30 protein-coding genes, 1 pseudogene and 1 riboswitch are annotated in these 26,059 nt (G+C 38.6%); of the genes and pseudogenes, 9 read left to right on the plus strand and 22 right to left on the minus strand.

Translation table 11 applies throughout. The features are described from left to right. Positions 1 to 205 (minus strand): helix-turn-helix domain-containing protein (locus AC1DIV_RS13980; RefSeq protein ID WP_477576574.1); only part of this gene is annotated, 205 nt, incomplete at its 3' end. Between the two features lie 535 nt (positions 206 to 740). Further along, entirely contained in the window at positions 741 to 1,712 is a 972-nt protein-coding gene (locus tag AC1DIV_RS13985) for an acyltransferase family protein (RefSeq protein ID WP_477576575.1), read from the minus strand. Between the two features lie 366 nt (positions 1,713 to 2,078). Here AC1DIV_RS13985 and AC1DIV_RS13990 point away from each other — a divergent pair, with 366 nt between their 5' ends. Further along, complete coding sequence (locus AC1DIV_RS13990) at positions 2,079 to 2,471, plus strand: thiol-disulfide oxidoreductase DCC family protein (protein ID WP_477576577.1); 393 nt, start codon at positions 2,079 to 2,081, stop codon at positions 2,469 to 2,471. A gap of 430 nt (positions 2,472 to 2,901) precedes the next feature. On the opposite strand, the gene AC1DIV_RS13995 is transcribed toward AC1DIV_RS13990, so the two are convergent. The 9 genes and pseudogenes from AC1DIV_RS13995 to AC1DIV_RS14035 all read right to left on the minus strand — a co-directional run bounded on the left by AC1DIV_RS13995 (position 2,902) and on the right by AC1DIV_RS14035 (position 9,299). Continuing rightward, positions 2,902 to 3,360, minus strand: coding sequence for a hypothetical protein (locus tag AC1DIV_RS13995; protein WP_063594613.1), 459 nt, complete (start codon positions 3,358 to 3,360; stop codon positions 2,902 to 2,904). A gap of 69 nt (positions 3,361 to 3,429) precedes the next feature. Further along, complete coding sequence (locus tag AC1DIV_RS14000) at positions 3,430 to 5,277, minus strand: S8 family peptidase (protein ID WP_477576579.1); 1,848 nt, start codon at positions 5,275 to 5,277, stop codon at positions 3,430 to 3,432. 460 nt (positions 5,278 to 5,737) lie between these two features. Further along, entirely contained in the window at positions 5,738 to 7,084 is a 1,347-nt protein-coding gene (locus tag AC1DIV_RS14005) for a DUF3238 domain-containing protein (protein WP_477576581.1), read from the minus strand. A gap of 135 nt (positions 7,085 to 7,219) precedes the next feature. Beyond that, the gene (gsiB, locus tag AC1DIV_RS14010; RefSeq protein ID WP_048883183.1) at positions 7,220 to 7,666 is read right to left on the minus strand and encodes a glucose starvation-inducible protein GsiB; all 447 of its coding nucleotides are present in this window, start codon (positions 7,664 to 7,666) and stop codon (positions 7,220 to 7,222) included. A 168-nt stretch (positions 7,667 to 7,834) separates the two neighbouring features. Further along, positions 7,835 to 8,038, minus strand: a pseudogene (locus AC1DIV_RS14015) (KGG domain-containing protein); the annotation flags it as partial. A 156-nt stretch (positions 8,039 to 8,194) separates the two neighbouring features. Beyond that, a complete protein-coding gene (locus tag AC1DIV_RS14020; protein WP_034309764.1) occupies positions 8,195 to 8,350 on the minus strand; it encodes a YvrJ family protein in 156 nt (51 codons plus the stop codon). A 41-nt stretch (positions 8,351 to 8,391) separates the two neighbouring features. Next, complete coding sequence (locus AC1DIV_RS14025; protein WP_053536155.1) at positions 8,392 to 8,610, minus strand: DUF2922 domain-containing protein; 219 nt, start codon at positions 8,608 to 8,610, stop codon at positions 8,392 to 8,394. Positions 8,611 to 8,653: 43 nt separating this feature from the next. Continuing rightward, the gene (locus AC1DIV_RS14030; RefSeq protein ID WP_063594617.1) at positions 8,654 to 8,872 is read right to left on the minus strand and encodes a DUF1659 domain-containing protein; all 219 of its coding nucleotides are present in this window, start codon (positions 8,870 to 8,872) and stop codon (positions 8,654 to 8,656) included. A gap of 145 nt (positions 8,873 to 9,017) precedes the next feature. Beyond that, positions 9,018 to 9,299, minus strand: a complete 282-nt coding sequence (locus AC1DIV_RS14035) for a DUF2798 domain-containing protein (RefSeq protein WP_477576583.1) — start codon at positions 9,297 to 9,299, stop codon at positions 9,018 to 9,020. Positions 9,300 to 9,428: 129 nt separating this feature from the next. Here AC1DIV_RS14035 and AC1DIV_RS14040 point away from each other — a divergent pair, with 129 nt between their 5' ends. Then, positions 9,429 to 10,292, plus strand: a complete 864-nt coding sequence (locus AC1DIV_RS14040; protein WP_477576585.1) for a LysR family transcriptional regulator — start codon at positions 9,429 to 9,431, stop codon at positions 10,290 to 10,292. 146 nt (positions 10,293 to 10,438) lie between these two features. Further along, positions 10,439 to 11,098 carry a hypothetical protein gene (locus tag AC1DIV_RS14045; RefSeq protein WP_034309777.1) on the plus strand — a complete coding sequence of 220 codons (660 nt, stop codon included), beginning with the start codon at positions 10,439 to 10,441 and terminating at the stop codon, positions 11,096 to 11,098. 43 nt (positions 11,099 to 11,141) lie between these two features. Here the strand turns inward: AC1DIV_RS14045 and AC1DIV_RS14050 are convergent, their stop codons facing one another. From AC1DIV_RS14050 to AC1DIV_RS14065, 4 genes are all read right to left on the minus strand, one after another. Beyond that, positions 11,142 to 11,396 carry a sigma-G-dependent sporulation-specific acid-soluble spore protein CsgA gene (locus tag AC1DIV_RS14050; RefSeq protein WP_034309781.1) on the minus strand — a complete coding sequence of 85 codons (255 nt, stop codon included), beginning with the start codon at positions 11,394 to 11,396 and terminating at the stop codon, positions 11,142 to 11,144. 108 nt (positions 11,397 to 11,504) lie between these two features. Beyond that, a complete protein-coding gene (locus AC1DIV_RS14055) occupies positions 11,505 to 11,702 on the minus strand; it encodes a helix-turn-helix transcriptional regulator (protein ID WP_034309784.1) in 198 nt (65 codons plus the stop codon). A 28-nt stretch (positions 11,703 to 11,730) separates the two neighbouring features. Then, entirely contained in the window at positions 11,731 to 12,222 is a 492-nt protein-coding gene (locus AC1DIV_RS14060) for a DUF6773 family protein (protein WP_477576587.1), read from the minus strand. Positions 12,223 to 12,821: 599 nt separating this feature from the next. Next, positions 12,822 to 13,391, minus strand: a complete 570-nt coding sequence (locus tag AC1DIV_RS14065; RefSeq protein ID WP_477576589.1) for a dihydrofolate reductase family protein — start codon at positions 13,389 to 13,391, stop codon at positions 12,822 to 12,824. 208 nt (positions 13,392 to 13,599) lie between these two features. Here AC1DIV_RS14065 and AC1DIV_RS14070 point away from each other — a divergent pair, with 208 nt between their 5' ends. Further along, positions 13,600 to 14,526, plus strand: coding sequence for an NAD(P)-dependent alcohol dehydrogenase (locus AC1DIV_RS14070; RefSeq protein WP_477576591.1), 927 nt, complete (start codon positions 13,600 to 13,602; stop codon positions 14,524 to 14,526). A 642-nt stretch (positions 14,527 to 15,168) separates the two neighbouring features. Here AC1DIV_RS14070 and AC1DIV_RS14075 read toward each other — a convergent pair. After that, positions 15,169 to 15,489 carry a hypothetical protein gene (locus tag AC1DIV_RS14075; protein WP_251543176.1) on the minus strand — a complete coding sequence of 107 codons (321 nt, stop codon included), beginning with the start codon at positions 15,487 to 15,489 and terminating at the stop codon, positions 15,169 to 15,171. A 67-nt stretch (positions 15,490 to 15,556) separates the two neighbouring features. Here AC1DIV_RS14075 and AC1DIV_RS14080 point away from each other — a divergent pair, with 67 nt between their 5' ends. The 3 genes from AC1DIV_RS14080 to AC1DIV_RS14090 all read left to right on the plus strand — a co-directional run bounded on the left by AC1DIV_RS14080 (position 15,557) and on the right by AC1DIV_RS14090 (position 18,694). After that, positions 15,557 to 16,108 carry a hypothetical protein gene (locus AC1DIV_RS14080; protein ID WP_251543174.1) on the plus strand — a complete coding sequence of 184 codons (552 nt, stop codon included), beginning with the start codon at positions 15,557 to 15,559 and terminating at the stop codon, positions 16,106 to 16,108. A gap of 379 nt (positions 16,109 to 16,487) precedes the next feature. Beyond that, positions 16,488 to 16,955, plus strand: coding sequence for a DUF7878 domain-containing protein (locus AC1DIV_RS14085; protein WP_477576593.1), 468 nt, complete (start codon positions 16,488 to 16,490; stop codon positions 16,953 to 16,955). A 586-nt stretch (positions 16,956 to 17,541) separates the two neighbouring features. Beyond that, positions 17,542 to 17,645, plus strand: a riboswitch (purine riboswitch). A gap of 179 nt (positions 17,646 to 17,824) precedes the next feature. Then, the gene (locus AC1DIV_RS14090) at positions 17,825 to 18,694 is read left to right on the plus strand and encodes a 5'-methylthioadenosine/S-adenosylhomocysteine nucleosidase (RefSeq protein WP_258831881.1); all 870 of its coding nucleotides are present in this window, start codon (positions 17,825 to 17,827) and stop codon (positions 18,692 to 18,694) included. Positions 18,695 to 18,802: 108 nt separating this feature from the next. On the opposite strand, the gene AC1DIV_RS14095 is transcribed toward AC1DIV_RS14090, so the two are convergent. From AC1DIV_RS14095 to AC1DIV_RS14105, 3 genes are all read right to left on the minus strand, one after another. Further along, a complete protein-coding gene (locus AC1DIV_RS14095; protein WP_477576595.1) occupies positions 18,803 to 19,174 on the minus strand; it encodes a hypothetical protein in 372 nt (123 codons plus the stop codon). Between the two features lie 162 nt (positions 19,175 to 19,336). Continuing rightward, on the minus strand, positions 19,337 to 20,062 hold the full coding sequence (locus tag AC1DIV_RS14100) for a ZIP family metal transporter (protein ID WP_477576597.1): 726 nt from the start codon (positions 20,060 to 20,062) through the stop codon (positions 19,337 to 19,339). A gap of 165 nt (positions 20,063 to 20,227) precedes the next feature. Next, positions 20,228 to 20,566 carry a hypothetical protein gene (locus AC1DIV_RS14105; protein ID WP_048687716.1) on the minus strand — a complete coding sequence of 113 codons (339 nt, stop codon included), beginning with the start codon at positions 20,564 to 20,566 and terminating at the stop codon, positions 20,228 to 20,230. Between the two features lie 205 nt (positions 20,567 to 20,771). Here AC1DIV_RS14105 and AC1DIV_RS14110 point away from each other — a divergent pair, with 205 nt between their 5' ends. Beyond that, positions 20,772 to 21,266, plus strand: a complete 495-nt coding sequence (locus AC1DIV_RS14110) for a L,D-transpeptidase family protein (RefSeq protein ID WP_262870832.1) — start codon at positions 20,772 to 20,774, stop codon at positions 21,264 to 21,266. Positions 21,267 to 21,339: 73 nt separating this feature from the next. Here the strand turns inward: AC1DIV_RS14110 and AC1DIV_RS14115 are convergent, their stop codons facing one another. Continuing rightward, positions 21,340 to 22,794 carry an Msr family ABC-F type ribosomal protection protein gene (locus tag AC1DIV_RS14115; RefSeq protein WP_477576598.1) on the minus strand — a complete coding sequence of 485 codons (1,455 nt, stop codon included), beginning with the start codon at positions 22,792 to 22,794 and terminating at the stop codon, positions 21,340 to 21,342. Between the two features lie 671 nt (positions 22,795 to 23,465). Here AC1DIV_RS14115 and AC1DIV_RS14120 point away from each other — a divergent pair. Continuing rightward, positions 23,466 to 23,924 (plus strand): hypothetical protein, encoded by a 459-nt coding sequence (locus AC1DIV_RS14120; RefSeq protein ID WP_048687718.1) that lies wholly within the window; start codon positions 23,466 to 23,468, stop codon positions 23,922 to 23,924. Positions 23,925 to 24,266: 342 nt separating this feature from the next. Here AC1DIV_RS14120 and AC1DIV_RS14125 read toward each other — a convergent pair whose 3' ends face one another. Then, complete coding sequence (locus AC1DIV_RS14125) at positions 24,267 to 25,868, minus strand: sodium:solute symporter family protein (protein WP_477576600.1); 1,602 nt, start codon at positions 25,866 to 25,868, stop codon at positions 24,267 to 24,269. Continuing rightward, positions 25,869 to 26,009, minus strand: coding sequence for a hypothetical protein (locus AC1DIV_RS14130; RefSeq protein WP_155726506.1), 141 nt, complete (start codon positions 26,007 to 26,009; stop codon positions 25,869 to 25,871). It abuts the gene before it with no gap. Positions 26,010 to 26,059 lie beyond the last annotated feature (50 nt).

The raw sequence follows: 26,059 nt of genomic DNA on the forward strand, positions 1-26,059 counted from the left end.
TAAGTACATCCATTTTAAACTCCGTAGAATAACTTGTATAGGATTTCTTAAATCCATCGGCTCCTTGAATTTGGTATAAACGAACCCATCCTTGAATCATTTGATAMGAAACTTCAAATATTTTCTGAAGATCCATATAGCTGTGCTTTCCTTCAAGGTAAAGTCGTACAATGAATATTTTCTGTTCKGCAGAAAAATTAGCCATAAAAAACACCCCGTAAATGTTAGTTTGGTGTCTAACATTTACGGGGCAGTTCAAGTTTGACTGCAGTTTTTTCTTTTAAAAATTCCAGTTGATTTCAGAAATCCGCTCCCTTTCCGCCGACTGTCTGCCAAGCCTCCTCGACGCAAGCGTCTGTGGGGTCTCGACTAGCCAGTTATTCGGCAGGAGTGTCGCAAATTTCTTCCATCCATTAAGGAGTACAGGAAAAAACATGAAGGATAAACTAGTCTTAAACATGGTTTAGATGAGCCCGGCCTACAGTTTTTCTTTCAAAACACAAAGTCGATTGGAACGGAAGGTGCGAGACTCCTGCGGGAAAAGCGTGGCATGGGAGACCCCGCAGGAGCGCCGAGGAGGCTCCCGCCCGCGGAAAGCGAGTGCCTGAAGTGGAAATCGACGTTCCCTGTTTTACAAACAAACCTAAATAAAAATTGAGCAGACTTATTTTTCATCTAGTTTGTCGACAGTCTTAACCTTCAATCTCTGAAGGGATATTTACTTTATAGGTAGAATTCTGTTATGTTTTCATTTTCATTCCTATTAACGCACATTCCACTTTTACTATCGGTTTTCTTGATAATATAAATATTATGGTTACAGGTATGACTAATAAAACATAGTATTGGCCACTTTCTTTGATCCAATCATAAATAAATGAGTTGTAAACATATTCCAGGAAAAACATATGAAAAAGATAAATACCTAATGTAATGGATCCTAATTCAGTAAAAAACGTTTGTTTTTTAGGAACTATACATAAAAAACAGTAAGTTGCTGCTCCCATAATTAAATATACGAGTAACTTATATATAAAGCCGAGGGCAATGGAGCCTTCCATTAATTCCTGATAACCTAAGCGGCCATAAAACCATTCCCTCCAAGTCATTTCCCCATAGAAATAAATACTGATAAAGATTAACCCTAGTACAGCCCAGCCGATAAGGGCATTACTTTTCTTTTTAACCCATTCAAAATGATTTTTTTCTAAAAAATGACCAATTAAAAAGAAAGGAAAGAAAAAGAAGGTTCTCGATAAACTTAACCATTCATTCACTTCACCAAAGTAACCGATTATTAGAGAGACAATGATTGAAAGGGCGATTCCATATTTCCTGGAGGAAAATATAAACAATAATATATTCCAGCAGAATAAGCTTATTAAGAACCATAAAGCCCATCTTGGAGTCAATATTGTGAAGTCTATTGGTTCATCAAATACCTTCTGATAATAGAAGGTATATATCACCTGGAATATTACATAGGGAATTAATATTTTCTTAATGAGCCCCCAGAGGTCCTTTTTACTTTTTATCTTTCTGGAAAAATAACCGGATACTAAAATAAAAGCTGGCATATGGAATGAAAAAATGAACAGATAAATAGTTAAAATCCATTGGTTTTCTTCCACCATTCTAGCTAATGTGTGCCCCAAAACAACTAGTACGATTAAGACAGCTTTCGCATTGTCAAAATACGGATCACGTTTCATGAAATCTTACCTCCTATAAAGAAACTGCCAGTTATATTTTCTAATCCTCATTTATGGTTTGAATGAAAAAGCCGGCGTTCCTCTACTATAGGATTGCCGGCTTGGAACTTCATTGGAGTATCTACCATATCACAGCTTGTTTACAGTTTAGTTAATGGAAAATAACAGTTTGATAACAGTCAAAAAACTGCCTATATCATGGGTCCACCCGCCAATTGGTTTACGTACCCGTTAGTGACTTGCCGGAACGACAATCCCTTCCATCATCAAAACTCCAGGCAGTTCCAGACGTTTTCGCTTTTTCAAAACGGGTAGTATATTATATAAGCATAAGTATGATAACGTCTCTCTATAGGAGGAATGTTCATGAATCCGGTCATTTTGTTTGATGGTGAATGCAACTTTTGCGATTCGAGTGTCCAGTTCATTATAAAGCGGGATCCGCAGGGGCTTTTTCATTACGCTTCGCTTCAAAGTGAGGCAGGACAAGAGTTGCTGAAGAAGTATGATGTTCCTGCAGATATAGATAGTATGGTGCTGATCGAAAAGGATAAGGCCTATTATAAATCGTCTGCAGCCTTGAGGATTTGCTGCCGCTTACAAGGGGCATGGAAATTGCTTTACGGTTTCATCATCGTCCCAAGCTTCATCCGGAACTTCGTTTATGATTTTATTGCCAGGAACCGTTACAAATGGTTCGGAAAGAAAGAAGAAAGCTGTATGCTGCCGTCGCCAAGTGTTCGAAAGCGGTTTTTATAAATAGACTTGCAAACATTAATGTAAATTTAATTAAAGACCGTGGAGAAAAAGTTCGCACTTAGGGAAAGAAGATCAAGAATAGGCTAATTAAACATCTTCAGAAGTTTGGGGTAGGAGCAGATAATATTAATAGCAGTTGCCAGTGAAAAACCGGAAATTAATCTAGATACACTTTAATCGCTCTTTACCGGGAAGTAAACATTGTAAATCGAAGCCCCTAACTATTAAGCTCGGAATGAAAACACAGATGGAAAAGGTATTTAATTTTCTGCTTTCGTTAAATTAGTCTCTTTATTGGCTTTCTATAACGTAAAAAAAGGTAATTCAGCTGAATTACCTTTTTTACGTTATAGAATTGCGGGTACGACTCTTTAACAAATGTGGTTAGTACATTAAAGAACAATATTTATGAAGTGTGTTTATGTATTTGTTAAGGGTGAGTTATTATTTGCTCAACTTTATTAAGAGTACTAGCATTACTTGGAATAAATTGAGCAGTTAATTGATAGTCTCCTTTTGAAAGCAACTTCGAATTAATTTTTATAGTATACTCCCATGTGTCTCCTTTATTAAAATCTTTTTTATGTTTTTTAGTCGGTTGAGATTCAACAGTAATGATAGTACCCTCTTTAATTGGACTATTCGTTATTGTTTTGAATTCTACGTCTATTTCATTACCTGTAGCAAATAGCAAATTAAAGTTCTTATTTGTATTATTTGTAATTTTATAAGTAAAACTCTCATAGTCTTTTGTTGTCAATTGATGTTCAAGGGATTGTTCGACGTTAAGATCGAGTTTATTGTTCTTTTTATCAATTTGAGCAATGTAGTAGTAATAGGCAAATATTATTAATGAAATAATCACAATACCAATAATTAACTTTCGCACAAGATACCCCTTCCAAATGTTGAACATTACATGTTTTATTCTCTCTTTTTTGTTACTCTAACTATTTATTTAGTAACTTTTCACACTGCTTATAGGAGGATTATCCGCGTAGTCTTTACCCTTTCCTGTAGAAATTCCATATGAAAAACCTCCTGAGCCACCACCAATAGATGGAGTTATCGTTGTGAAAGCATGAGAATATTCTACTATTGCTTGTAAAGGTCCATTGTTTTTACTTGAAGCAGATTTAGGTAGATAAATATATTGAGTGAATTTCCCTATATCATCATGTGATCCAACACGTAGGTCTACTTTCCACGACATACCCGCTTTTAAAGAAGGTTTAAAAACAGTAACAGATTCAGTAATAGGTATTGCACCATAATAAGTATGAGATAATTTACTTGTAGATTTATACCAAGCGTTATCAGTCCAGGCAAGAGCAAAAAGATCCACGTACCGATTTTTTGGCATGCTATTCCAATTATAACTACCATTTATTTTAAACTGTTTTTCATTACTATTCTTAATTCCAAGATAAGACGCACTTACCTTTAGAGTAATACTTCCACCATTCTTTAAATTTTGAGCTTGTACATCCCCACTAATTTCATCTTCCGGCACAAATGTATACGTAGTTTCAGAATAGTCAGGGTTCATTGCTCCTTCAGATATAAACTCTTTCATTTCTTCATTAGTTGTTCCATCAATAGCTTCTTCTGACCAACCAGCTTCAGTTAGAAATGCCAATTCCTCTTCGGTTAATTCATCTTGTTTCGAATCTGTTTGAATGTTATCTGGAACATATTGAGAGAAAGAAGGATCAACATTTACCAAATCATATTTTTTTTGATTTTCTAGTGTTGTAGCGTAGTCTTTTAATTTTGTGCGCATTTCTTTATTATCAAGGTTTACATTTTGTGACCAAAGAAGAGCTGCAGCTCCAGAAACATATGAGGCAGCTATAGAAGTACCACTTGCTGTTATATGATCGCCATTTAAATCTAAAGTTTGGATATTTACTCCCGGGGCAACTAATTCTAATTGATCGCTATAATTAGACAGTGAACTCATTTGATTATAGAAGTCTGATGCTCCAACACCAATTACATTATTATACGCAGCCGGATAAGTAACTTTTTCAGTCCCCTCATTTCCTACTGAAGAAATCATTAAGACTCCTTGATCATAAGCTTTATCAATTACATTTTTCAATATTTCAGATTCTTTACTACCACCGAAGCTCATGTTTATAATATTGATATCTTCTTCAATTGCCCACTCAATTCCTTCAATTATATCACTATATTGTCCTGTACCATTTTGATCAAGTACTTTCCCAACATACAATTTAACATCTGGAGCTACTCCGTGGAATCCAGAATTTTCATATGAAGTTGCAATTATACTAGATACTGCTGTTCCATGACCGTTTAAATCTATAACATCTTCTTCACTATCTATAAATGAAGCTTGCTTTTCTACTACTATCCCAGATTGATTAGAAATCCCGGTGTCTAAAATTGCAAGTTTAATGCCTTTTCCAGTTATACCATTTTCATGAGCTTTATTAGCATTAATTCGTTTTGTTCCCCAACTATATTCATTTTCAAGGTATGTTTCTCCATTTAAAGGAGTAGATTGTACTGTTACATCTTCTTCAATCAGTTTTACAGTTGGATTTTTCTTTATTTTATATAATTCATCAGCTGTTAATGATGCTTTTGCAGTCTTGAAATGCTTGTATTTCCCTTTGATTTCCCCTCCCTCTTTTTCAATTAATTTAGTATCCAATTTTTTATTAAACTCTACTAAATAGTTCTTTTCGCTTTGATTCTTTGCTTTACTTACACGAGGCTGTGAAAAAAATGAAAATATTAAGATAAAAACCGCAATACATGAAATGATTTTTTTCAACTAACACATCTCCAGTTCAAATTTTTTATTAAAATATTATATAAACACTAGATATATTTTACCATATTTTATATAAATCGGTACAATTTACTTATTGTATTTTATTTTCGTTTGAATTTTGGTCAATAATTAGTTAAATTAAATTTTCCTAAATAACTAATTAGCCAAAAACCAATAGGGAAAATTGGAAGATATAACAAAAGCGATCATTACCTAAAATTCACTAATAATTGCAAATAACTTAATAGCTGCTACTCTGGTCTAGCAGGTTTCAAGCAAAAAGGTATACGGATAGTCATACAAGGATTGCCGCATTTATAATGACTTAATCTTGTGTCACATCTTCTCACAGATTTGGAATAGGTATTTTAACGAGACTATAAAAAAATCAATGCTTTCCTATAACAAAGGCTAATAAACAAAAAAAAGGACGAACAGCGATCTTGGCTTTTCGTCCTTTTCATTGTGTGAATGTGGAGTATCTCCATAAATGATTGGCCGTAGGGTGCGCCATCATTTCGAGCCCTTTGTTTTCCGCTAGGTGCAGCGGTTCCCAGTTTTGGTCGTCTGTCTCCTTTAGGTAGACTTCGTGATGCGGGGCCTGATCATGATAGCCGGCGATATTGATTTCGCCATTTCGGTAAAAGGTCCCGATCACTTTATAATCCACGGCAGGTGAAATGATGATCGGATTGCCTACAGAGTGTGTCAGCTGGATTGTCGTTTTCTCATGATTGGATAATATGCGCTTCACTATAACACCTTCATCCGAGGCCACTCCCTCCTCAAGGAAATCCCCATCATGGTTGTAAGCCTCACTTTTCCCGACAGCTTTGGAAAATTCAATCTCGGCTTCCCTTTCCTTTTCGTGAATGTACACATCGACCCTGGTCCGGAAACGGGATGATTCAGGATCAAACCCGCGGTTGTCTCCTTTAAAATAGGGAACCTTTGAGGCCAGATTGGGGTTTTTCAGCCACTCTTCCGGTAAAAAAGTGGAATAGCGCAGCTGCCAATTTCTTTTCCTTTTACCTTCCACATCGTTTTCAACCGACTGCAAAAGCTGTTTTACAGGTCCTATCTTTTTGGTATTCGTTATTTCCTCGATCGCCGCCTTTGCTTGTGAAGAACCTTTTTTTACGGCTCCGACAATACTTGCTACAAGGGATTTCACGGCATAGGATTCCTGCTCTGAACGCGGTAGTGGCCGCTTCGCTTTAATGGTATATGTGTATTCCTGATTTTCATTAATACTCCGATCATTGAAGGAACATCCACTCACTTTCCCAATATCCACGCCGTTTCGATAAATCGTATATTCTTTTATTCCCTTGATGGGCTCCCATTCCAGGCTGGCTTGGCCTTTTGCGACAATTGTCGTGAATACCAAATCCAAAAGGATATTATCCTCTTTTTTATTTTCGGCAGTCGTTGATGTCTGTATTTTCATCCTGTTCACTGCCTGTTCTTTATCATTCAAGCTATCTATCGTGTACGTATAGATGGTTCCTGGAGCCAGACCCCGATCTGCCATCTTCGGCTCCGAGCCGCTGTAAATCAGCTCTCGCCCTCTGAATACCCGATAGTAACCACCTTCATCAGGCCAAATAAGCTTGATGGAATCCTCTTTCCGTTCAATTTTGCACATCAATGAAGCCGTTTTGAATACCGCTTGATGCTTCCTCTTATTGGAAACCAGATAAGCAATTCCCGCAAGACCAAGAGCAAGCAATGAATGCCGTGCAGTGAATGTAACTCCGCCTACTTTTAAATGGGGAAATGAATAATGGACAATCAACTTCTTCATCACCTCTTCTTTTATAGGTGTTATTCTTTACCCACTTTAATCCCTGAGAACACTTTGCAATGTGCTGTACTGGCATAAAAAAACCGAGGGAATGTTTACTCCCTCGGTCATTTATATGTTTCACTATATTATATTTTAACGGCGGCTTTTTTCCCCGCCTTTGCGTCCTGCTTCTTCACGGCTCATTTTTCCATCATCGGAATCATCACGTTGATTGGCCCGTGCTTCTCCGCCTTTTTCGCCGATTTCCTGATAGAATTCCTTGCCATGACTTTCGGATGTCGCTTCTCCGCCTTTTTTACCAATCTCTTGATAGAATTCCTTATCATGATTTTCGGATGTGGCTTCTCCGCCTTTTTGGCCAATCTCTTGATAGAATTCCTTATCATGATTTTCGGATGTCGCTTCTCCGCCTTTTTGGCCAATTTCTTGATAGAATTCCTTATCATGATTTTCGGATGTCGCTTCTCCGCCTTTTTGGCCAATCTCTTGATAGAATTCCTTATCATGATTTTTCGCTGTTGTTTCTCCACCTTTACGTCCTGCTTCTTCACGACTCATTTTCTCATTGTTGTTAGCCATTAAAAATTCCTCCTTATTATTTGGATTTTCCATGTACTAGCTACATATGTCATGTACGCGCTTGAACAGCCATAAAACTAGATTCAGCTAAAAACTTCAGATCTTTTTTTAGCGGCGGCTTTTTTTCCCCGCCATTAAGTCCTGCTTTTTCCTGCTCATTTTTCAATCATCGGAATCACGTTGATCGGCTCTAGCCTCTCCGCCTTTTTTGCCGATTTCCTGATAGAATTCCTTATCATGATTTTCGGAAGTGGCCTCTCCGCCTTTTTGACCGATCTCTTGGAAAAATTCCTTATCATGATTTTTTGCTGTAGCTTCCCCGCCTTTGCGGCCAGCTTCTTCCCTGCTCATTTTTTCATTGTTGTTAGCCATTAAAACTCCTCCTTATTATTTGGATTTTTGATGAACTAGCTACAGTTTTATGTATACCCGATAGTTTTGATATAAAACTAGAATCTATTAAAACTTTTCCATTTTAAAAGGAAAAGCCTCATGGATGCTATCACCCATGAGGCTCCCCGCTTATCCTTAACCTGACTTCGGAATCCCTTCTCGCAGGCGTTCTGGCAGCTCCACAAGGGTTTCATTCAAAGTATCCAATTTCGTTTCAATCCTATGAAGCAAATAAAGGGTAACAATGATCGGGAACCCAATATCACTGACAAACGGCAGGATTTGATCCACTTTTTTCACCTCTCTTCCAGGGTGACCAACAAGACCCGTTCTTAGATGAGTTCCACTTCCTCGACATTCCGCTCGACAAGGCGTGCCGCTTTCAAATCGACGAAATCCCCTGAAGATGTAACGAACACGTTCCCCGCAATGATTTTTTCCATTGCCAGTTTAACCGTATTCACTTCGACCGGCTCCTTCGGATTATCAACGGAAATCGTCGCTGACTTTCCTTCCTCCGTAACGAAAATCAATTCCAGTACTTTAGCCATTTCAAATCACCTCCCCCGCTTCCGGCCTCTTTCCAAATACCGTTTAGCCAATCAATGAATACATATCCACCCGGGTCACTTCACCCATTGGATAATTCTGCACACTTGTGATTGCAACAGCCGTCGAAAACAACTGATCCGCAGTCGCCTCGACCTTGATGTTCGAAAAGGTCCTCCGCTTGAAAACGAGAGCCCCTTTTTCATTTAACCCCGTCTCAAAATCGATCCGCAATGTACTTGAAACTGGAATCTGGTTTGCCATGCCACTCACCCCCTTTCACACTCTATATAAACTTTTACAGGATGAAAGTAGCATGATCTTGAAATTTTGCAGGGAAACGCAAAAAAGGCTCCCCATCATTTGGGCAGCACTAAAATCAGGAAATCCTTTTAATTATCTACTGGCATCATCCATTGTCTTCTTCTCTCACTAATAAATCCTTCTCAATCATGGGCGGTTTTTCTACAAAATTAATTCTTCTCATTATTTGTTGTATGACTCTCGGAAAGAAGTAAGCTCCAAAGAAAGCACAAATAAAAGCCTGTGACCAAGTTTTTAACCATGCAGATAAGAATTGATGATCATACCCCCTATTTATTGAAACTAATATGAATGAAATAAAAAAGGACATACAAAAAGCCATTAAACATACATAAATAATATTTCTGTATTTAACGTTAATCTTCATTATTTTTCTGCTTCAACTCCATGATTTAATTTTAGATTCCAACTATATTTTATTTCTTCCATTTACATTAGTAAAATCAATTTTTATAATAGGTCTATTAGAATTACTAATGCAAAGGGGTCAGTTCGGTTGAATTCGTATTATGCTTTTATCAAAACCATAGAAACAGGCAGTTTTACAAAAGCGGCTGAAGAACTTGGCTATACGCAGTCCGCCATTAGCCAAATGGTGCATTCATTAGAGGAAGAGCTTTCCACCACTCTTATCTTACGTTCTCGAAAGGGTATTACACTGACACCAGATGGCGAGGAATTTTTGCCATATATCAGGAAGATTTGCAATTCACATAGGGAACTGACTGAAAAGCATAAAGAGATGGAGGGACTGCAAAGCGGCCTTATTCGAATTGGCACCTTTTCCAGTGTTACATGTCATTGGATACCAGGATTGATCAAGGATTTTAAAGAACTTTATCCAACTGTACATTTCGAATTACATCAAGGAAATTATACGGAAATCTCAAACTGGATTAAAGAAGGCAGCGTAGACTTTGGCTTTGTGAATTCAAATGTTTCGGATTTAACTACGATTCCCTTGCAAAAAGATGAAATGGTGGCTGTAATGCCAGTAGATCATCCTTTAACATCATTCACAGAAGTCTCCTTGGAGGAATTGCTAAAAGATCCTTATATTCTGTTGGATGAGGGAGTGGTACATGAACCATTAATGATTTTTAAACAGTTCGATTTTGAACCTGATACACAATACCGGGTATATGATCCTTATGCGATTATGTCCATGATTGAACAAGGGCTTGGCATTTCGATTTTACCGAAACTGCTCTTACATAAATGTCCCTATAATATTGTAACGAAAAGCATCTCTCCTTCTATTATCCGAACCATTACTTTGGCGTATAAGGATAAAAGGGTATTGCCAATCGCCAGCAGGTATTTTATTGACTTCATCATTGAAAGGTATAGGGAAATCTAACGTTTTTGCTTTTATCTTATTTTCCCTTTATATTCTTTTTTTATTACAGACATTCCTGATGCGTAGTTAAATTGCAGCTGCCTTTAAATGGCATGTCATGTTCGGCTTTTCTGGGAAATAATAATCTCGAAAGGAAGTGGATGTTGATGTCATTAGAATGGTTTGACAGAGTAAGCGGGGAATTGCAGGATCATCTTAAATCAATTTGTGAGAAATACGATCGCAATGGCAGTATGATCGTGGAGCGCGGGTCTAAGCATCCACGCATCGAGTTTTATACAGAGCTGGAAGACGATGAGCGGGATTATTTTTCCTCGCTGTTTTTTGATCCGTATAATGAAGAATTTTATATGGAATCGTTCGATCCGGATTTAGGGCAGATCAGCAAGGTCATCCTTTCGGATATTGAAGATATCATCGATGCTGTCCATGAGAGCTTCCATAACTATTTGGAAGAAGATGAGGATGATGATGATTACGATTATGCATATGAAATGGATATGGATGATGATAATGATGATTTGTATGATCCTGACGGCGAAAATTCCGATATATACGAAATCGATGTAGATTGGGAAACGCCTGAAGTGACTGCCTATATCCAGGATAATGAAGTGGAGGTCACCTACCAGTTCGGTATCGTTCAGGAGACGGGTGATGGTGTGCTGAAACGGATCAATCGGATTAGGACAGCGGATGATGACCTGATAAAGGATGAAACGAATTTCATTTTCAGCAAGGAAGAAGCAAGCACGATCATCGCCATGATTGCCAGTCATATGGATTCACTTAGTGAAATGGAATAAAACCAACAAAACCTTGTCCATGATCATCATGGACAAGGTTTCATCATATAATAATCAGTTCATATACCTCTGATAATTGCGTGACCCGTTCCGAATCACTCGCTTCCTTTGCATGCTTGATTTCCTGAGGAAGAATATGGTTAAGGAGACTGGCCTCTTTACCGGATAGCTTATTGACGAGTTCTTCTTCCGAATGAAAGTGTCCGCTTTTGATTTTATTATATATTTCCTGCGCTTCAGGATATTGGTCCGTATAGTTAGACAATATCTCACGTAAGTAACCAATCGTACGATCCATCAAACCATCCCTCTCGAATGTTAGATTTTTGCTTACATGCTATACCTTCCCCCATTTTTTGATGATAAATTCCTGAAAAAAAAGATATCCAAGTCAATGGATACCCAATTAGTCTTCCTCCCAAAACAAATCATCCAATGTACGGGATAATGCTTTACAAATCCCGACACATAAACTTAATGAGGGATTATACTTTCCGGATTCAATCAATCCTATCGTTTGCCTGGATACGCCGACAATCTTGGCCAGTTCTTCTTGTGACAAGTCCTTTTCTACTCTCGCAAGCTTCAGTTTTATATTCTTCAAGGGACAGCACCTACTATTTCTTATTATCTTAGCTATTTTTCATTCCGATTTTCTTCGCCAGCAAGTATATACCGCCAAAAAACAGAAGTAAAATCGGCAAATAGATCATGACGGATACAAACGATACCAATATAAAATACCATACGCCCTGGGAACTGCCATCGGCATAGGATACAGCACTATTCACGCCCATGAATATAGCGATGATAAGTGCTAAAGCAACCGCCCCAAGAACCGTCTTCTTGCTCATCGGTGTTTTGCTGTTGCGGTCATGCATCTCCACTTCATCCCAGAATACACCTAAGAAAATCGAACGAGCTAAGTAATACAGCCCCCCAACAACAAGGATCGCGAATTCCAGATATAACTCCCCGCTGCCTGCACCATATTTATATAGTTTGAAAAGTGCACTCGCCAGGCAAATGACCAAGATGACATAATACATTTCTTTATAAATTTTATTTCTAACATTCTCAATCCGCTCATCCGTGATCTTTTTCGTTCGTTTAAATAGATTCATCTTTAATCGACCTCCATTTAATTCCATCGCTTACCCTTATTATATGATTCATTTTACTTTTTGCAATATATATATTACATTTTATAATTTATAAATTGCAATATGTATAAAAAAAGGTATCCACACATCAAGTCCGGATACCTTACTAGCCTTATTTAGGGTTTTACTCATAAGTTTTGGGGATTTACTCGTATCTCTCCATTTTCAGAGATATACCTGTATTTTCGTCGATATATCTCTTTATTCGGAGATATATCGGCAGTTTTCGTTGATATATCTCTTTATTCGGAGATATATCGGCAGTTTTCGTTGATATATCTCTTTATTCGGAGATAAACTTGTAAGTAACGTCGATATTTCTCCATTTTCAGAGCTAAACCTGTTGTTTTCGTCGATATCGTGAATTCAATAACAGATAGTGTATAAATTCCCTTCAATCTAATTTAACGGCAAATACAAAAACTCCATTTTTTTTAAAATGGAGTTACTCTTTTATCTAATTATGAATTTTTCATAATAGTGTTTGATCATTTTAATGATCTTTATTCCGTAAACTCCCCCATTAGTTTGAAGAAGAAATATATCGTCATGCTTAACCATTACTCTTCATTAAGATGATAGCAAAGTTGGACAACGCCAGAGGAAAAGCTTTTTGTATTAACCAGTGTTAGGTTCAATCTCTCCTTTATGTCAATAAACAAAGGTTTTCCTTCCCCTAAAATAACAGGGTGAACAGATAACCTGAATTCATCAACCAGCCCCAATCTTATAAAAGATGTAATAAGACTTGACCCTCCATAAAGCCAGATGTCTTTACCAGGCGTATTCTTTATTTTATTTACTTCTTCAACAATATTATCATTTATGATCGTTACGTTATTATCAATGCTTTTTTTCGTTTTAGAAAACATGAATTTTTGTTTGCCATGAACAATATTCCACATTTCTTTCTCAGTATCGGATACCTCATTTTCTGGCGTATATTGCCCCCATAAATCATAGCTTTTTCTTCCATAAAAAATAGTATCAATTTGATTCAAGAAATCAATGAACCCCATTTCAGAGTCCATAATGCACCAGTCGATTTCTCCTTTCGGCCCTTCAATAAATCCATCTAATGTAACTGCTAAATCTAAAATTATTCTTCTTGGTCTTTCATTAATGGTCATTCTTTAATCTCCTTTTGCCGTTTATCAGCAAAGCCAAAGGCTTCGCGGCATTATCCGAATGAACGTACTCTTGATTGCCTCAGGGAATCCCCCATGAAACTCACTGCTTTTCAACATTTGATCAGAAGTTACTTCAGTTACGTTAGTTTTATCTTACAGCTTCTATCATAGTATTAAAAGATTGTATCAAAAACTAAGGAGACTTGCGATGAAAGCAATGGTATGCACGAAATACGGTTCACCCGATGTACTGGAACTCAAAGAGATAGTAAAGCCAACCCCAAAGGACAACGAAATACTGGTAAAGGTTCACGCGGCAACAGTGGCTTCTGGGGACGTACGAGTCAGGAGTTTCAATAGCCCTTTCTTATTATGGCTGCCGATGCGACTCTTCCTGGGCCTTAGAAAACCGCGAAAACCGATACTCGGAGTGGAGTTGTCCGGGGAGATAGAAGACACGGGGAGGAATGTGACGAAATTCAAAAAAGGCGACCAGATTTTTGCCATGACTGGAATGAATTTCGGGGCCCATGCCGAATACACATGCTTACCCGAAGACGGCCCAATCGCAATGAAGCCTGCCAATATGACCTATGAAGAAGCCGCCGCCGTTTCTTTTGGCGGAACGACAGCTCTGCATTTTTTCAGAAAAGCCAATATCCAGGACGGACAAAAAGTCCTCATCTATGGCGCATCCGGTTCGGTGGGCACTTCCGCGGTGCAGCTGGCCAAATACTTTGGAACAGAAGTTACCGGAGTATGCAGTGCCGCTAATTTTGAATTGGTGAAATCATTGGGAGCCGATAAAGTAATTGATTATACGGAAGAGGATTTTTCGGAAAGACAAGAGCAATATGATATCATCTTTGATGCAGTCGGGAAAAGTTCGAAAGCCACATGCAAAAAAGCACTAACCCTGAACGGGCGATACGTGTCCGTTGAAGGACAGGGAATAGCAAAGGAACGTACGGAAGATTTACTATTTCTCAAAGAGCTAATCGAAACTGGAGAATTAATATCGGTCATTGATAAACGCTACCCGCTGGAACAGATTCCCGAAGCTCATAAATACGTAGAGCTAGGACATAAAAAAGGAAATGTCGTGATAACTTTGGTTGATGATGATAAGCGCTGATAGCGCTTTGTACACCGCATTTTTTTACGAACTTCCGTCACCCATGTTAGAGATTCTGGAATTCTTTCTCGTTTTGGAGAATAGGAATGATCAAAGGTTCTTTCTATTTCTTTGAACGATGCGGTCCACCCCAGGCACTCGATTTCCAGCTCATAATTGGATGTCTTGAGTTTCTAATAGGTTGCATTGGTTCAGCAGAGACAAAAATTCTAATAGCCACAATTATCCCTTCTCCCTATTCATGATCACCGAAAGAGTACGAAGCATATTTTTGAACATGGACAGGATTTCCAAAAATCAGAAAACCTTACCTCATACTCCTATGGATTTTCCCGTAGGAGTTTTTGCATTTATTCCTAAATATCAATTAACACTATCTAGGTATTTTTAACTATAAATCTCTTTTATTTTTAATTGTTTTAATGTAACATGGTAAACATGTCCTTTGTTTCTAGAAAAAAAACATTATCGGGGGGAGGGGAAGAATGTTGAATAAAAAGGCTTTTCTACAGCAGGGTTCGGGTAGTATTTCGAATTTTGGCGGTGCTGGCATTTTACCAAGCCGACATATCTAAAACAATGAGGAAGACCAAAAAAAATAGCCCACTTATAGGGAGGCCATCTCCAATATGTATTGATTATTTATATCTCTCCTTTTTCTAGTTTTTTATTTAAAAGTATATAATCATTTTTGTTAAAGGTTATCGCTACTCTATCTAATCTATCTCCATTTGGATATAAATATAACTGTTGATTGAATTTTATACCTAAAGGCACGACTGTTTGATAAATAAGATTTAAAATTTTAAAACATTCTAAATCTACCCCTTCTTTCAAATGATTTTTAACATGAATAATTACTAGATCTTCAATATTTTCAAACCTAGGTTTTCGAGGAGAAATATTATCAGCTTTACAAAGTCTTTTTAATAGATTTTGATAATAATCATGATTTTGTTTCAAATTAACCACCTCATATTTTATTTATTATATAACTAAAATACACATTATAGAAGAGGAGGTAAACTTTGTGAAAAAGATCGTTTTACTAATAGTTTTCATGTTGTTTTCTTTAGTATCAGCCACCCCAACATTTTCCAGCCAAAAAGATGATCAAGAATTAGAAGAATTAGCTCAAACAGGTGAAATTATCTATATGGACGATGAAATTACAGTTAGAAGTTTTGGAAATGATACAGAAATATCTGATGTTATTTTTAATCATCCTAATAGTGTTGTTATAAATGAGAATAATCCTATGTCGTATTCATCAGCTACTGGTCCTGGAGGACGAGCTAGTATTGTAGCAAGTGATACAGGTAGAAGTGTATATTGGTCTGTTAAACCCGCTACAGCATGGCCGTATAATTTTAAAGGTATTGTAAAATTAAGATACCATTCTGGTTTTAAGAGAGATGCACCTGTAGGTGGCATGGGAGCTTTAGGTTCAACTATTAGCGGTGGTGTAACAATGAATAAAAATAACGGTGGATATGCAACTCTTACAGGTACAGCATATGCATTAAATAAATCTCGCTTTAGCGTTTTACCAGGAGTGACTACTTCATTTAGACCAAATTAATATTATAGTTTGGACAATTAATAAAATACAATGTAATGCTATATATTTCTAAAGAAACAACAGAAGATAGTAACAGGAAAAGAGCTCGGTGTAGATAAAGATTCTTTATAAACGTTAATGTCATAATACTCAGAAAAATAAATTTCTATATCTTCTCATTTATAGTCAGAAGGACTAGAAATTACTTCTAATATGTATATTAATACGGATACGGGTGAAATTACGCTTTTAAATCAATGGATAAAAGAAAGTTTGCAATCAAGAATATAAGTATTTCTGTAAATGATAATGATAAGTTATCATTGGTCATTACAGTGAATAAAAGATAGGTACTAAAGGTGAAAAGAAAATAAAAATTGTGATAGTAAGATGGGGACATATGGAAAAGTTATCCGATAGCGTAGAATTTGAATATCAGTTTACAACTGATAAAGACTCTATTCCCTTTGATTTAAGACATTCTCCTGCCATTGCATTAAGGGTTGAGGGGATACTTACAATTAAAATAAATAATGATATATATTTCCAAGCGGATATTGCATTGTTAGAATTTTATCTCTATTTACTAAAATGGGGACAAACAAACAAAAAAGGTGGAGTCGTACATGAATTCAAATATTATTCTCTGGAATTTGATGAAGATGAAGCAATAATTTCTTTACTTCCCTTTGGAAATAGCGCAAGACTAGCATCAATTTGGGAAGTGAATAAATTATACAATGTTTTTGAATTAAGCTATATAGTACAAAAGCTAACCCAACTTACAAACAGGCTTGGGAAAGATATAGAAAATCATTATGATCTTCAAAAGAATACTTTCATAGGGAAAGTACCTTTAAAAGGTTAACTATTTTAATAAAGAATTAGAAGCTTTTTGGCCTCATCCCTATATGGTTCGGGATGAGGCCATTCCACCCCTCTCCAGACTATAGTCAAACTAGAGAAAAAGTAAGTTTGCTTATAGTTTTTTTATTTAAAAAACGCTCCAGTTGATTTCAGAAATCCGCTCCCTTTCCGCCGACTGTCTGCCAAGCCTCCTCGACGCAAGCGTCTGTGGGGTCTCGGCAAGCCAGTTTTTCGGCAGGAGTGTCGCAAATTTCTTCCATCCATTGAGGAAGCCATAAAAAAACTATTAAAAAGCCATTCCGCCCCCTCCTATAGCCAAATTAGAAGAAAAGTAGTTTGCCCATAGTTTTTTCATTTAAAATACGTTCCAGTTGATTGGAGCGGGTGTTCGAGACTCCTGCGGGAAAAGCGCGTCTAGGGGAGACCCCGCAGGCTCAAGCCGAGGAGGCTCCACGACCGCCCGCGGAAAGCGAGTGCCTGGAGTGGAAATCAACGTTTCCACACCCCACAAACACGAACATTAAATTATATTTTTATTTTAATGTTCACTTTTACATTGATTATCTAGCATTTGTTTGTTATATTAGCAAAGTAATAATCGTATTACTCGTATATGCTCGGAAATATGGTCTGAGCGTTTCTACCTGGTTCCCAGTTAAAGAACTAGACTACGAGTTAAAGTATTCGGCCTCCCGCTTTTTGAGCAGCTAATGATTTAGCAATCGCTTCATTTTTGCTTGATTATCTATACTTTGACTATCGTAGGTCTAGAAGGCAGCATTCATTCTGCCGTTCTGGGCCTTTTTCTTTGACCACAACTGCGAGTCAATCAAACAATCGGATAATTTGTTTTTTAAGGAGAGAAAAAACATGTTAAAAAAGTACACTCTATTAGGAATCATTACTTTACTTTTCGTGTCGGTGATTGCAGCTTGCAGTTCCGCTTCCAAAAATGAAACGGTCGAAAAAAAGACTCAAAGGCCTATTATGGTTCAAGGCCCAATGCCAATCGAAGCTGAAAATTTCGCGAAAAGGTTAAAAAATGTTAAAGAAGAAAAATCAGGGGATTTTGTATTTTACATAGGAACTTTAGACAATTATCCTGTAATCGTTGCAAAAACAGGTAAAGGGATGGAAAACACGGCTGCCGCTACAGCAGTGGCAATGGAAAGATATAACCCTATTGCCATCATCAATCAAGGGACATCAGGCGGACATGATCCAAGCTTAAACGTTTTTGATATTGTTTTAGGAGAAAGAACGGTAAACCTAGGTTCATTAAAAACGGCCGATAAAGCTGAAAACGAAGGAATCGATCCAACGATATGGAAACCAATGGACCTAATGGCTTCTGAAGGAAGTGCAGGAGAAGATCCTAATGCTGAAAAACCACGCTTCTACGAAGGAGATAAGGATTTACTTGCAGCTGCTCATGCAGTTAAGGATACCTACACAAAAGGTAAGGTTGTCGATGGTACTATCGGTTCTGCAGACGTTTGGAATAATGAAGTGGATCGAATTAAATGGTTCCATACGAAATATGGTACATCTGTTGAAGAAATGGAAGGAGCTTCGGCAGCACAAATCGCCAAAGCTTATGATGTGCCTTTCTTAGGTATACGGGTGCTATCCAATAATAAAGTGAATGGCGGTAAATATAACCCAAATACAGCAGCAGCCAATCAAGAATATGTGTATGAAGTAGTCAAAAAATATATCTCTTCGATGCCAAGCAAATAAGATCGGGCTCGGAGTATATAGAATTAGAATCTTTTGGTCAACCATCCCTATAATGAAAAAAGGAAGAGCGCATATTATGAGCTCTTCTTTTTTTCGCTGGTGCCCTAATTAGCTGACTATTGATTCTTCCTCCTTGCAAAAGGTTAAGCTGAGGCTATTCAACGTGTAAAGTCTAGCGGTGAAAATGAATAAATCGCTGTAGTTATTTTCAACGTACTCTTCAATGATTGCCATCCCTTTTCTGAATCTATCAACTAATAAGTGCGTATAGTTTTCATCCCAGGTATACCGGTTGATCCGTTTAAGTTCATCGGCCAATACTTGAAACTTAAACTCCTCAACAAGAAGCTTCAATTGATACAATTTATCTTTATTTAAACAAAAGCAATTATTTTCATTTTCATGATTTTCCCGGACGAATGTAATGAAACCTTTTAAATTATCAGCTAACATATTCGCTATTTGCATCTCGAAGTTCATTTCCAACAGCTCCTCAATGTCTAAAATCTATATGAAGAGTGTATGATTTGAAATGATATTTTAACACCAACAATTCCTTTTTCGAGATAGATTCCTTGTACATTTCCTTCTATGATAGAATTCAAAAAAAAAATTGCCCCCCTTCCTTCCAAGGGGACAATCTTACATCGAATCCAGAACTAAAGAGATAAGCAGGCCCGCAGCGGTGAATATGCCCGTGATCGGCCCTCCGTCTTCATATGCTTCAGGCATCATCGTTGAGGCGATCATGGCGATGATTCCGCCGCCTGCAAAGGCTGCCATCGCTGCCAGGACATAGTCCGGGGCATGATCGAGGAATAGATAGCCCGACATCGAGGAGAGTGCCGAAATGATCAGGACGGAAAACCACAGCAGCATGATTTTCTTCTTGGAGTAATCACTTTTGAGCAGACCTGTTGTACTTGAGAGCCCCTCCGGAATATTACTGATGAAGATGGCAATGACCAATAGCCAGCTTACCGAGCCGCCGCTTATTAAGCTTGCGCCAATCATGATCGACTCCGGTATGGCATCCATCACCGTCCCGATGAAAATGGCTAGGCCCGCTTCCTTCGAAGAGCTATTATTGGACCGTTTCCTTTTATCCGCACCTTTTTTGGAAATAAGAAAATCCAAGGCAGTAAACACGGCGGCCCCTGCTATGAAACCGATCGCCGTCGCCCAAATCCCCCCATCACTCACCGAATCTGCAAGCAGCTCATATGCCGCGGCACCAATCAATACACCCGTACCAAAGGCCATAATATAGCCAATGATGTTTTTCTTTATCGGAATGAGGATGGCGGCAAGTGCACCAAGCAGGACGGCAGAACCCGAAACCCCTCCCCAAAAGACCGCATTCCACATAGAATACCCCCATTTCCTTTTTATAGGATAGTGTACCCGGGTTAATGTTGGGGTAAACAAGGGGCCGCTTTTGGCTATTCCAGCAAAAAAAAGCAGGTATATTCGCTGCCATGGTTTTTGTGTATAGAATAGTAGAGTTGTTCTGAGTATCTACTCTTCGCTGCCTTATATGACTGATATTTGCGGTTTTCCTTCTTCTCTTTCACTAACCTTTTCGATTTTATCGACAAACATTTGAAAAACCTTTCTCTTTTCTTCCAGCTCTTTTATCGATTCTTTCAGTTCATTCAATTTTTGTTCAAAAGGTTTATGATAGAGCTCGCGGATGTTTCGTATAATTTCATCATTTATAGTGGATTGTACAACCTGTTTGGTAATATTGAATTTATAGGAATAAACCTGAAGTTCACGCTTAACTTCTTCATACTCTTTTTCTATCCCATTTAACACATCACTGATTTCTTCATTCCATTCTACTAAAGCCTTTTTCACATGTTCCTCCACGCTTATTTCCCCCTCTTTAACTAACAAAAATCCATCTCGATAAAAACTTATTTTATCAAAAGTTCATTTCGGTTTCTTTTCGGCTTGGTTACTTAACATATAAGTTTTATTAAAAACAGATAACAGCTTACAAAGAGTTACGAAACACTTTTGAAAAATCACATAGAATGAAACATGACAACTATAACCTATGGAGGTGTTCAGACTGATTCATACAGTTAAACCAGGTGAAACACTGACACAGATATCCAGGGACTACCGGAAACCGCTATCGGCAATCATCAATGCTAACCCGACAATAAACCCTAATGTCATATATCCTGGCCAACCCATTATGATCCCTGGTTTTCCCCCTCCTGATACCATTCCATTTCAGATCGATGTGTCCGTTAACAATCGTAAGCTAAGGCTGCTAAAAAATGGAGTATTGCAAAAACAATATCCGATCGCCGTTGGAAGAATGCTGTTCGGTACACCGGTAGGAAAATTCATCATCATTAATAAAGCCCCCAACCCCGGAGGCCCATTCGGTACGATGTGGATGAGTCTATCCAAGGAGCACTACGGCATTCATGGAACGAACGATCCCAGCTCAATTGGTAAAGCCGTCTCAAAAGGCTGTATTCGCATGCATAATCGGGACGTGGAGGAATTATCAAGAATTGTTCCAATCGGGACACCGGTTACGATTCATCCTTAATGTGTTTAGGAAATTATTATAAATAAGCCGACGGAATTATCCCATCGGCTTATTTTTCCGTAAACGTTAAAAATCACACTTGAACCAATTTTTTCTCCTGAAGTTGATACTGAATATCTGCAACCTGCTTTATGAACGCTTGATCATGGGATACAAATATGACCGTGCCTTCATATCCAGCCATGAATCGTTCCAATGCTTCAATGGCAGTGATATCCAGAAAATTAGTCGGTTCATCCAATAGCAGAATGTTGTATTCCCCTAGAAACAACTGACAAAGCTGGAGGCGAATCGCTTCTCCGCCACTTAAAGACTGAACGCTTTTCAGTATATCCGTCCCGGTAAACTGCATCGAATGCAGGACACTTCTTAAAAATCCTTCATCATATTCCGAGCGGTTCCCCAGGAATTGAAGTACCGCTTCATCTTTTGCAAATCTATAGCTCATTTGACGGAAGTAACCCATTTTCGCTTTTGGAGAAACCGTTAATCCGGCACCATTATTCGCAATATGGTGCAGCAAAGTACTTTTACCGCTGCCGTTGCTGCCTGTGATGGCTATTTTTTTACCGAGCGGCAGCTGGAAACTCACCTCATCCAATAATACGTTCCCCTCCACTTTAAGAGTCAGCCGGTCTGCCATTATCGGGAACTTATTATGCAATTCCAATTGCTTTGACTGGCGAAATACGATTTGCCTTTCCTCTTGTACCGCTTCCACTTCCTGAAGTTTTTCCACTCGATGCTCCATTGCCTTCGCTGCACGTTGTGCGGCTTTTTGGCTTGTGCCTTTCGATTTCGTCATAAACGTTTTATTCGGTTTTGCATTCGCCTCTTTTTTTGACAACCTTCCAGCTTGAGCGATTTTTTCAGCTTTTTTCATTTTTTCCTGTGCCGCTTTTTCAAGCCGGCTCTTTTCTTTAATGAATTGTTCATGAGCCTGCGTCTGTTGTTCACGTTTTAACTGCTTCTGTGCCATGTACTCGCTGTAATTCCCTGAATATACATGTACCTCGCCTTCATGCACTTCCCAGATCGTCGTGACGAGTTCATCCAGTATAGCCCTGTCATGACTAATCAAGACAAGCGCCCCATAGTAATAACGTAACTCATCAAGTAAAAACGAAAGGCCGTCATGATCCAAGTGGGTTGTCGGCTCATCGATTAGCAACGCTTCATTATAGTGGGTAAACAATTGGGCAAGCTTCAGCCTCGTTTGCTCACCGCCGCTTAGCGACCCTGAATTTCGCGGAACTGCCAATTTTCCCAGTAACGCTGGATCAGCTTCAGCAACAGCAGGCGCTTCAACTTGCTCAAAATAGCCGCGATCAACGTAAGCCTTTACTTTTCCGCTTGTCGGTTGAATTTCTCCAGCAAGTAACTTCAATAACGTACTTTTTCCTGTACCATTTTTCCCGACGATGCCGATGCGGTCAAATTGATGTACAGCCAACCGATCAATCTTCAATATCTCTTTATCTAAATAAGTCACTTCGACATTTTCTAATTCAAAACATATTTGTTCCATATTCGCTACCTCCGAAATTTGTGATTTCGTATCGATAGCTTGGATCGATACGAGCTTCTATTTCAAGCCCGCATCAAAAGAATAATAGAAATTGCAATGTACATTCCCCCTATTTTATAGTCACCGCTGAACGATCTTCTAATATGAGCTCAACTCCCAAACTCGCATCAATAAAAAAGTAACATCATCAAGTTAAATCCCTCCAAAACAAAAAAGTACACAGAAGGGCTCTGTGTACGGAAAAATGGCATAGATATCCGGCAGAACGACAAACCCTCTACAACATATCCATCCTATACACACAGCAAATAACCCCTTATAAAAAGTGGTTTTTTCCATAATATGTGTGTATATCAGTATAATTGTAAAAATGCCACGTTTATCGCTCCTTTCAAATCTTGCCCCTATTCTAACCAGGATATTTCCAATAGTCAATGATTTTTTGTTTTATATAATGGATGATTAATAACTCTGGAGGTTTTTTATCAGAGGTTGGTAGGCACGTATCATGAAGGTAATGGGGAGACTGAAGAGGACAGCCTGACGTCGGCTGTTCTTTCTTGTTTTGATTTCAAAATTCCACTCCCTAAAAAGTAATTATCTTAATCAAGTTTTGCATGATATTATTAATAATTAAGTAGGTAAGAGCAATAGAAAAGGTGGAAATACATATGAAGAAGACAGTATTAGCTTTTACAGTAGCAGGGGCATTAGTAGGTTTAGGTGGGGGATACGCAATTGGTTTTCATAATGCGGACGAAATGCAAGATAAAAAGCAAGACCAAAAGATTATTGCAGAAATAAACCGTCTAGCGAAAATCAAGGAAATGCCAGTAATACAACTGGACAAGCAAACATCAGAGGTATATATGGGTAAAGAAAGGCGTATGGCTAATGAGGGTGAAGAGAATATCATTACCGAGACATTTGAAATCAGTGAAATCGAAAATGGGCATATCCGTGGCGAGAAAATAGAGGGCAAGGGCGAAGGCATTTACTATCAAACAGAGGTATTTACTACCATGGGATTCCATCCAAACTATGGCGACATATTCCGCGTGGGTTGGGAAGAGTCCGATTATGAAAACAAAGAATGGGACAAAGTTGTTGTACTCGAACAGCTGAAGTGAATACCTAAGATTAGAGAGTATTCCGGAAGGAGCGCTTGGTAGCAACCAATCTTATCCTGTCTGCGTTCGTCAAGAAACGGAAAAAGAACCACTCATCCCACCAAGATGGCAATGGTTCTTCTTCTGATTCTTCTGATTAAAAGTTATTAGTTGTGACCAACCACTCTTGCTAGTTGTCAGCCTCATGTTCCAGCATGGGGCTGTTTTTGGTTTATGTTAATATAAGGATATCATACTCCAACTTTTAAGTGAATATTCACAGGAAGATAGTCATAGTGATACATAGTTTGAAATTTAGCTAGTTACAAAAAAATGACAGGGGATTCCTCCCTGCCATCTAAATCAATTCATATTGATCGGCCAATAATAAAACACCAGTGTAACCATGATGACCATGACGCCGCTGATCATTAAATAAGCTGGGTATCTGCGGGTGATGTTCATTTCTTTTTGCTCGTCTATTTCAATTGGGGTTTGAAGGATATTTGCATAAAATTCCCTTTCTTCGATGGTGATCGTTCCATACTTGGAGCCAATGATAAGTGCGCCTATGCTTAAGATTAAACCAATGATGACAGGATTGAGGTAAACGGGAAGGCTTATTCCGAACATGCCGAGACTCTCTCCGAGAATGACGCCAACGAAGCCGAATACGATGCTCCAAAAGGCGCCTTCTTTCGTTACCTTCTTTGAGAATACGCTTGATATGGCAATCGGTCCCCATGATGCCGCAAATAGTGTAGCCGCAAAGTAGCCGATCCACATGACGGCAGGCGGCTGGAACAAGCCAATCAATAGAATGATCAAGCTGATCACGACCATGGATATGCGGCTGGCCCGTAATAGATGATGATCTGTGTATTCCTTTTTCCGTGATTGTTCCATGATATCCCGTGTAATGCTGCTTCCTATAATCTGCAGGAAGCTCGAACAGGATGATAAGGCCGCAGCCATGATGCCGCTGACGATGATGACCCCAAGCCATGTAGGGACAATATTCATCGCTGCCCAAATGAATACCTTTTCCGTCGGGGCGATATCTGCTTTAATGGTGGTGATTGTCGATATGCTGATATGGAGGAACAAATAAACGGTCAAAATGGATATCGTTGCCCACACGCCAGCACGGATGGCTACGTGTTCATTTTTTGCCATTAAATATCGGCTGCTTTGCCATGGACTCACGGCAATGACAATGCCCCAGACCAAGCCCATGATGACGGCCCAGGCCAATGCTTCCCAAGGAGTGCCCATCGTTGCGGCAGGTCCGGTAATGCCATGCCAGCTTAATAAATCAGGCCGTTCGGCCAGGTTTGCCGCTTTCATAACAGCATCAGGAAACCCGCCTGCGGATTTGATAATATAAGGAAAGCTAAGATACGTTGCGATCGAGAATAAAAAGAACATCACCGTATCATTGACCATGACCCCCTTCGCTCCTGAGAGAATGGTGAAGGATGAATACACGACCCACATGATCACCAGGGCCATTGGATAGGAAACACCAGAAACCTCGGCCAATAAAACGGCTGCCCCTTGAGTAACGGCAACCAAGTATGCAGCGATACCGAGAATCGTCGTGATCGCAGCTGCCAGCCTTACCTTCTTTGAATGAAAGCGATTACCAAAAAATTCAGGAACGGTCAATGATTTGCTTCTTCTTAAATACCTGCCAAACAGGAACACTCCGAATATATAGCCGCTTGCATTAAAAATCACGAGGATAAGCAGCAGGATCGGATACCCTTCATAGGAAAATCCCGCTTCTCCCATGAATGATACAGTACTTAGGAAAGAGGCAACAAGCGTACCCGTAATCATCAATGTGTTTCCGCTTCGACCAGAAACATAGTACTCCTCTGAGCTTTTCACTTTCCTGAATAAAAAGATACCGATCGAGACATACACACAAAAGGATATGATAATACCAAGGAGAAAGGCCACTTACATCCCCACCTTTTCAATCGGATCTTTTGCTTTTATTTCTTCTTGATTTCTTTTCATTTTTACTAGGAAAACCTTCGTGATCCACCCCATGACAATTAAGGAACCCCCATAGCTTAAAGAGAAAATCAGCTCGCCCATTTCTTGACCCCCTTATCAAAATAGAAATAATCAATCATTTAAATATGCAA

This window comes from Peribacillus sp. 05N428, assembly GCF_056397085.1.

Excerpts from the sequence above, each read along its gene's own strand:
- AC1DIV_RS14130 (WP_155726506.1), bottom strand. The coding sequence starts at position 26,009 with ATGGGCGAGCTGATTTTCTCTTTAAGCTATGGGGGTTCCTTAATTGTC.
- AC1DIV_RS13985 (WP_477576575.1), bottom strand. The coding sequence starts at position 1,712 with ATGAAACGTGATCCGTATTTTGACAATGCGAAAGCTGTCTTAATCGTA.
- AC1DIV_RS14005 (WP_477576581.1), bottom strand. The coding sequence starts at position 7,084 with ATGAAGAAGTTGATTGTCCATTATTCATTTCCCCATTTAAAAGTAGGC.
- AC1DIV_RS14035 (WP_477576583.1), bottom strand. The coding sequence starts at position 9,299 with ATGAAGATTAACGTTAAATACAGAAATATTATTTATGTATGTTTAATG.
- AC1DIV_RS14060 (WP_477576587.1), bottom strand. The coding sequence starts at position 12,222 with ATGAATCTATTTAAACGAACGAAAAAGATCACGGATGAGCGGATTGAG.
- AC1DIV_RS14045 (WP_034309777.1), top strand. The coding sequence starts at position 10,439 with ATGTCATTAGAATGGTTTGACAGAGTAAGCGGGGAATTGCAGGATCAT.
- gsiB (WP_048883183.1), bottom strand. The coding sequence starts at position 7,666 with ATGGCTAACAACAATGAGAAAATGAGTCGTGAAGAAGCAGGACGTAAA.
- AC1DIV_RS14065 (WP_477576589.1), bottom strand. The coding sequence starts at position 13,391 with ATGACCATTAATGAAAGACCAAGAAGAATAATTTTAGATTTAGCAGTT.
- AC1DIV_RS14090 (WP_258831881.1), top strand. The coding sequence starts at position 17,825 with ATGTTAAAAAAGTACACTCTATTAGGAATCATTACTTTACTTTTCGTG.
- AC1DIV_RS14115 (WP_477576598.1), bottom strand. The coding sequence starts at position 22,794 with ATGGAACAAATATGTTTTGAATTAGAAAATGTCGAAGTGACTTATTTA.
- AC1DIV_RS14120 (WP_048687718.1), top strand. The coding sequence starts at position 23,466 with ATGAAGAAGACAGTATTAGCTTTTACAGTAGCAGGGGCATTAGTAGGT.
- AC1DIV_RS14085 (WP_477576593.1), top strand. The coding sequence starts at position 16,488 with ATGGAAAAGTTATCCGATAGCGTAGAATTTGAATATCAGTTTACAACT.
- AC1DIV_RS14050 (WP_034309781.1), bottom strand. The coding sequence starts at position 11,396 with ATGGATCGTACGATTGGTTACTTACGTGAGATATTGTCTAACTATACG.
- AC1DIV_RS13990 (WP_477576577.1), top strand. The coding sequence starts at position 2,079 with ATGAATCCGGTCATTTTGTTTGATGGTGAATGCAACTTTTGCGATTCG.
- AC1DIV_RS14100 (WP_477576597.1), bottom strand. The coding sequence starts at position 20,062 with ATGTGGAATGCGGTCTTTTGGGGAGGGGTTTCGGGTTCTGCCGTCCTG.
- AC1DIV_RS14025 (WP_053536155.1), bottom strand. The coding sequence starts at position 8,610 with ATGGCTAAAGTACTGGAATTGATTTTCGTTACGGAGGAAGGAAAGTCA.
- AC1DIV_RS14095 (WP_477576595.1), bottom strand. The coding sequence starts at position 19,174 with ATGAACTTCGAGATGCAAATAGCGAATATGTTAGCTGATAATTTAAAA.
- AC1DIV_RS14070 (WP_477576591.1), top strand. The coding sequence starts at position 13,600 with ATGAAAGCAATGGTATGCACGAAATACGGTTCACCCGATGTACTGGAA.
- AC1DIV_RS14030 (WP_063594617.1), bottom strand. The coding sequence starts at position 8,872 with ATGGCAAACCAGATTCCAGTTTCAAGTACATTGCGGATCGATTTTGAG.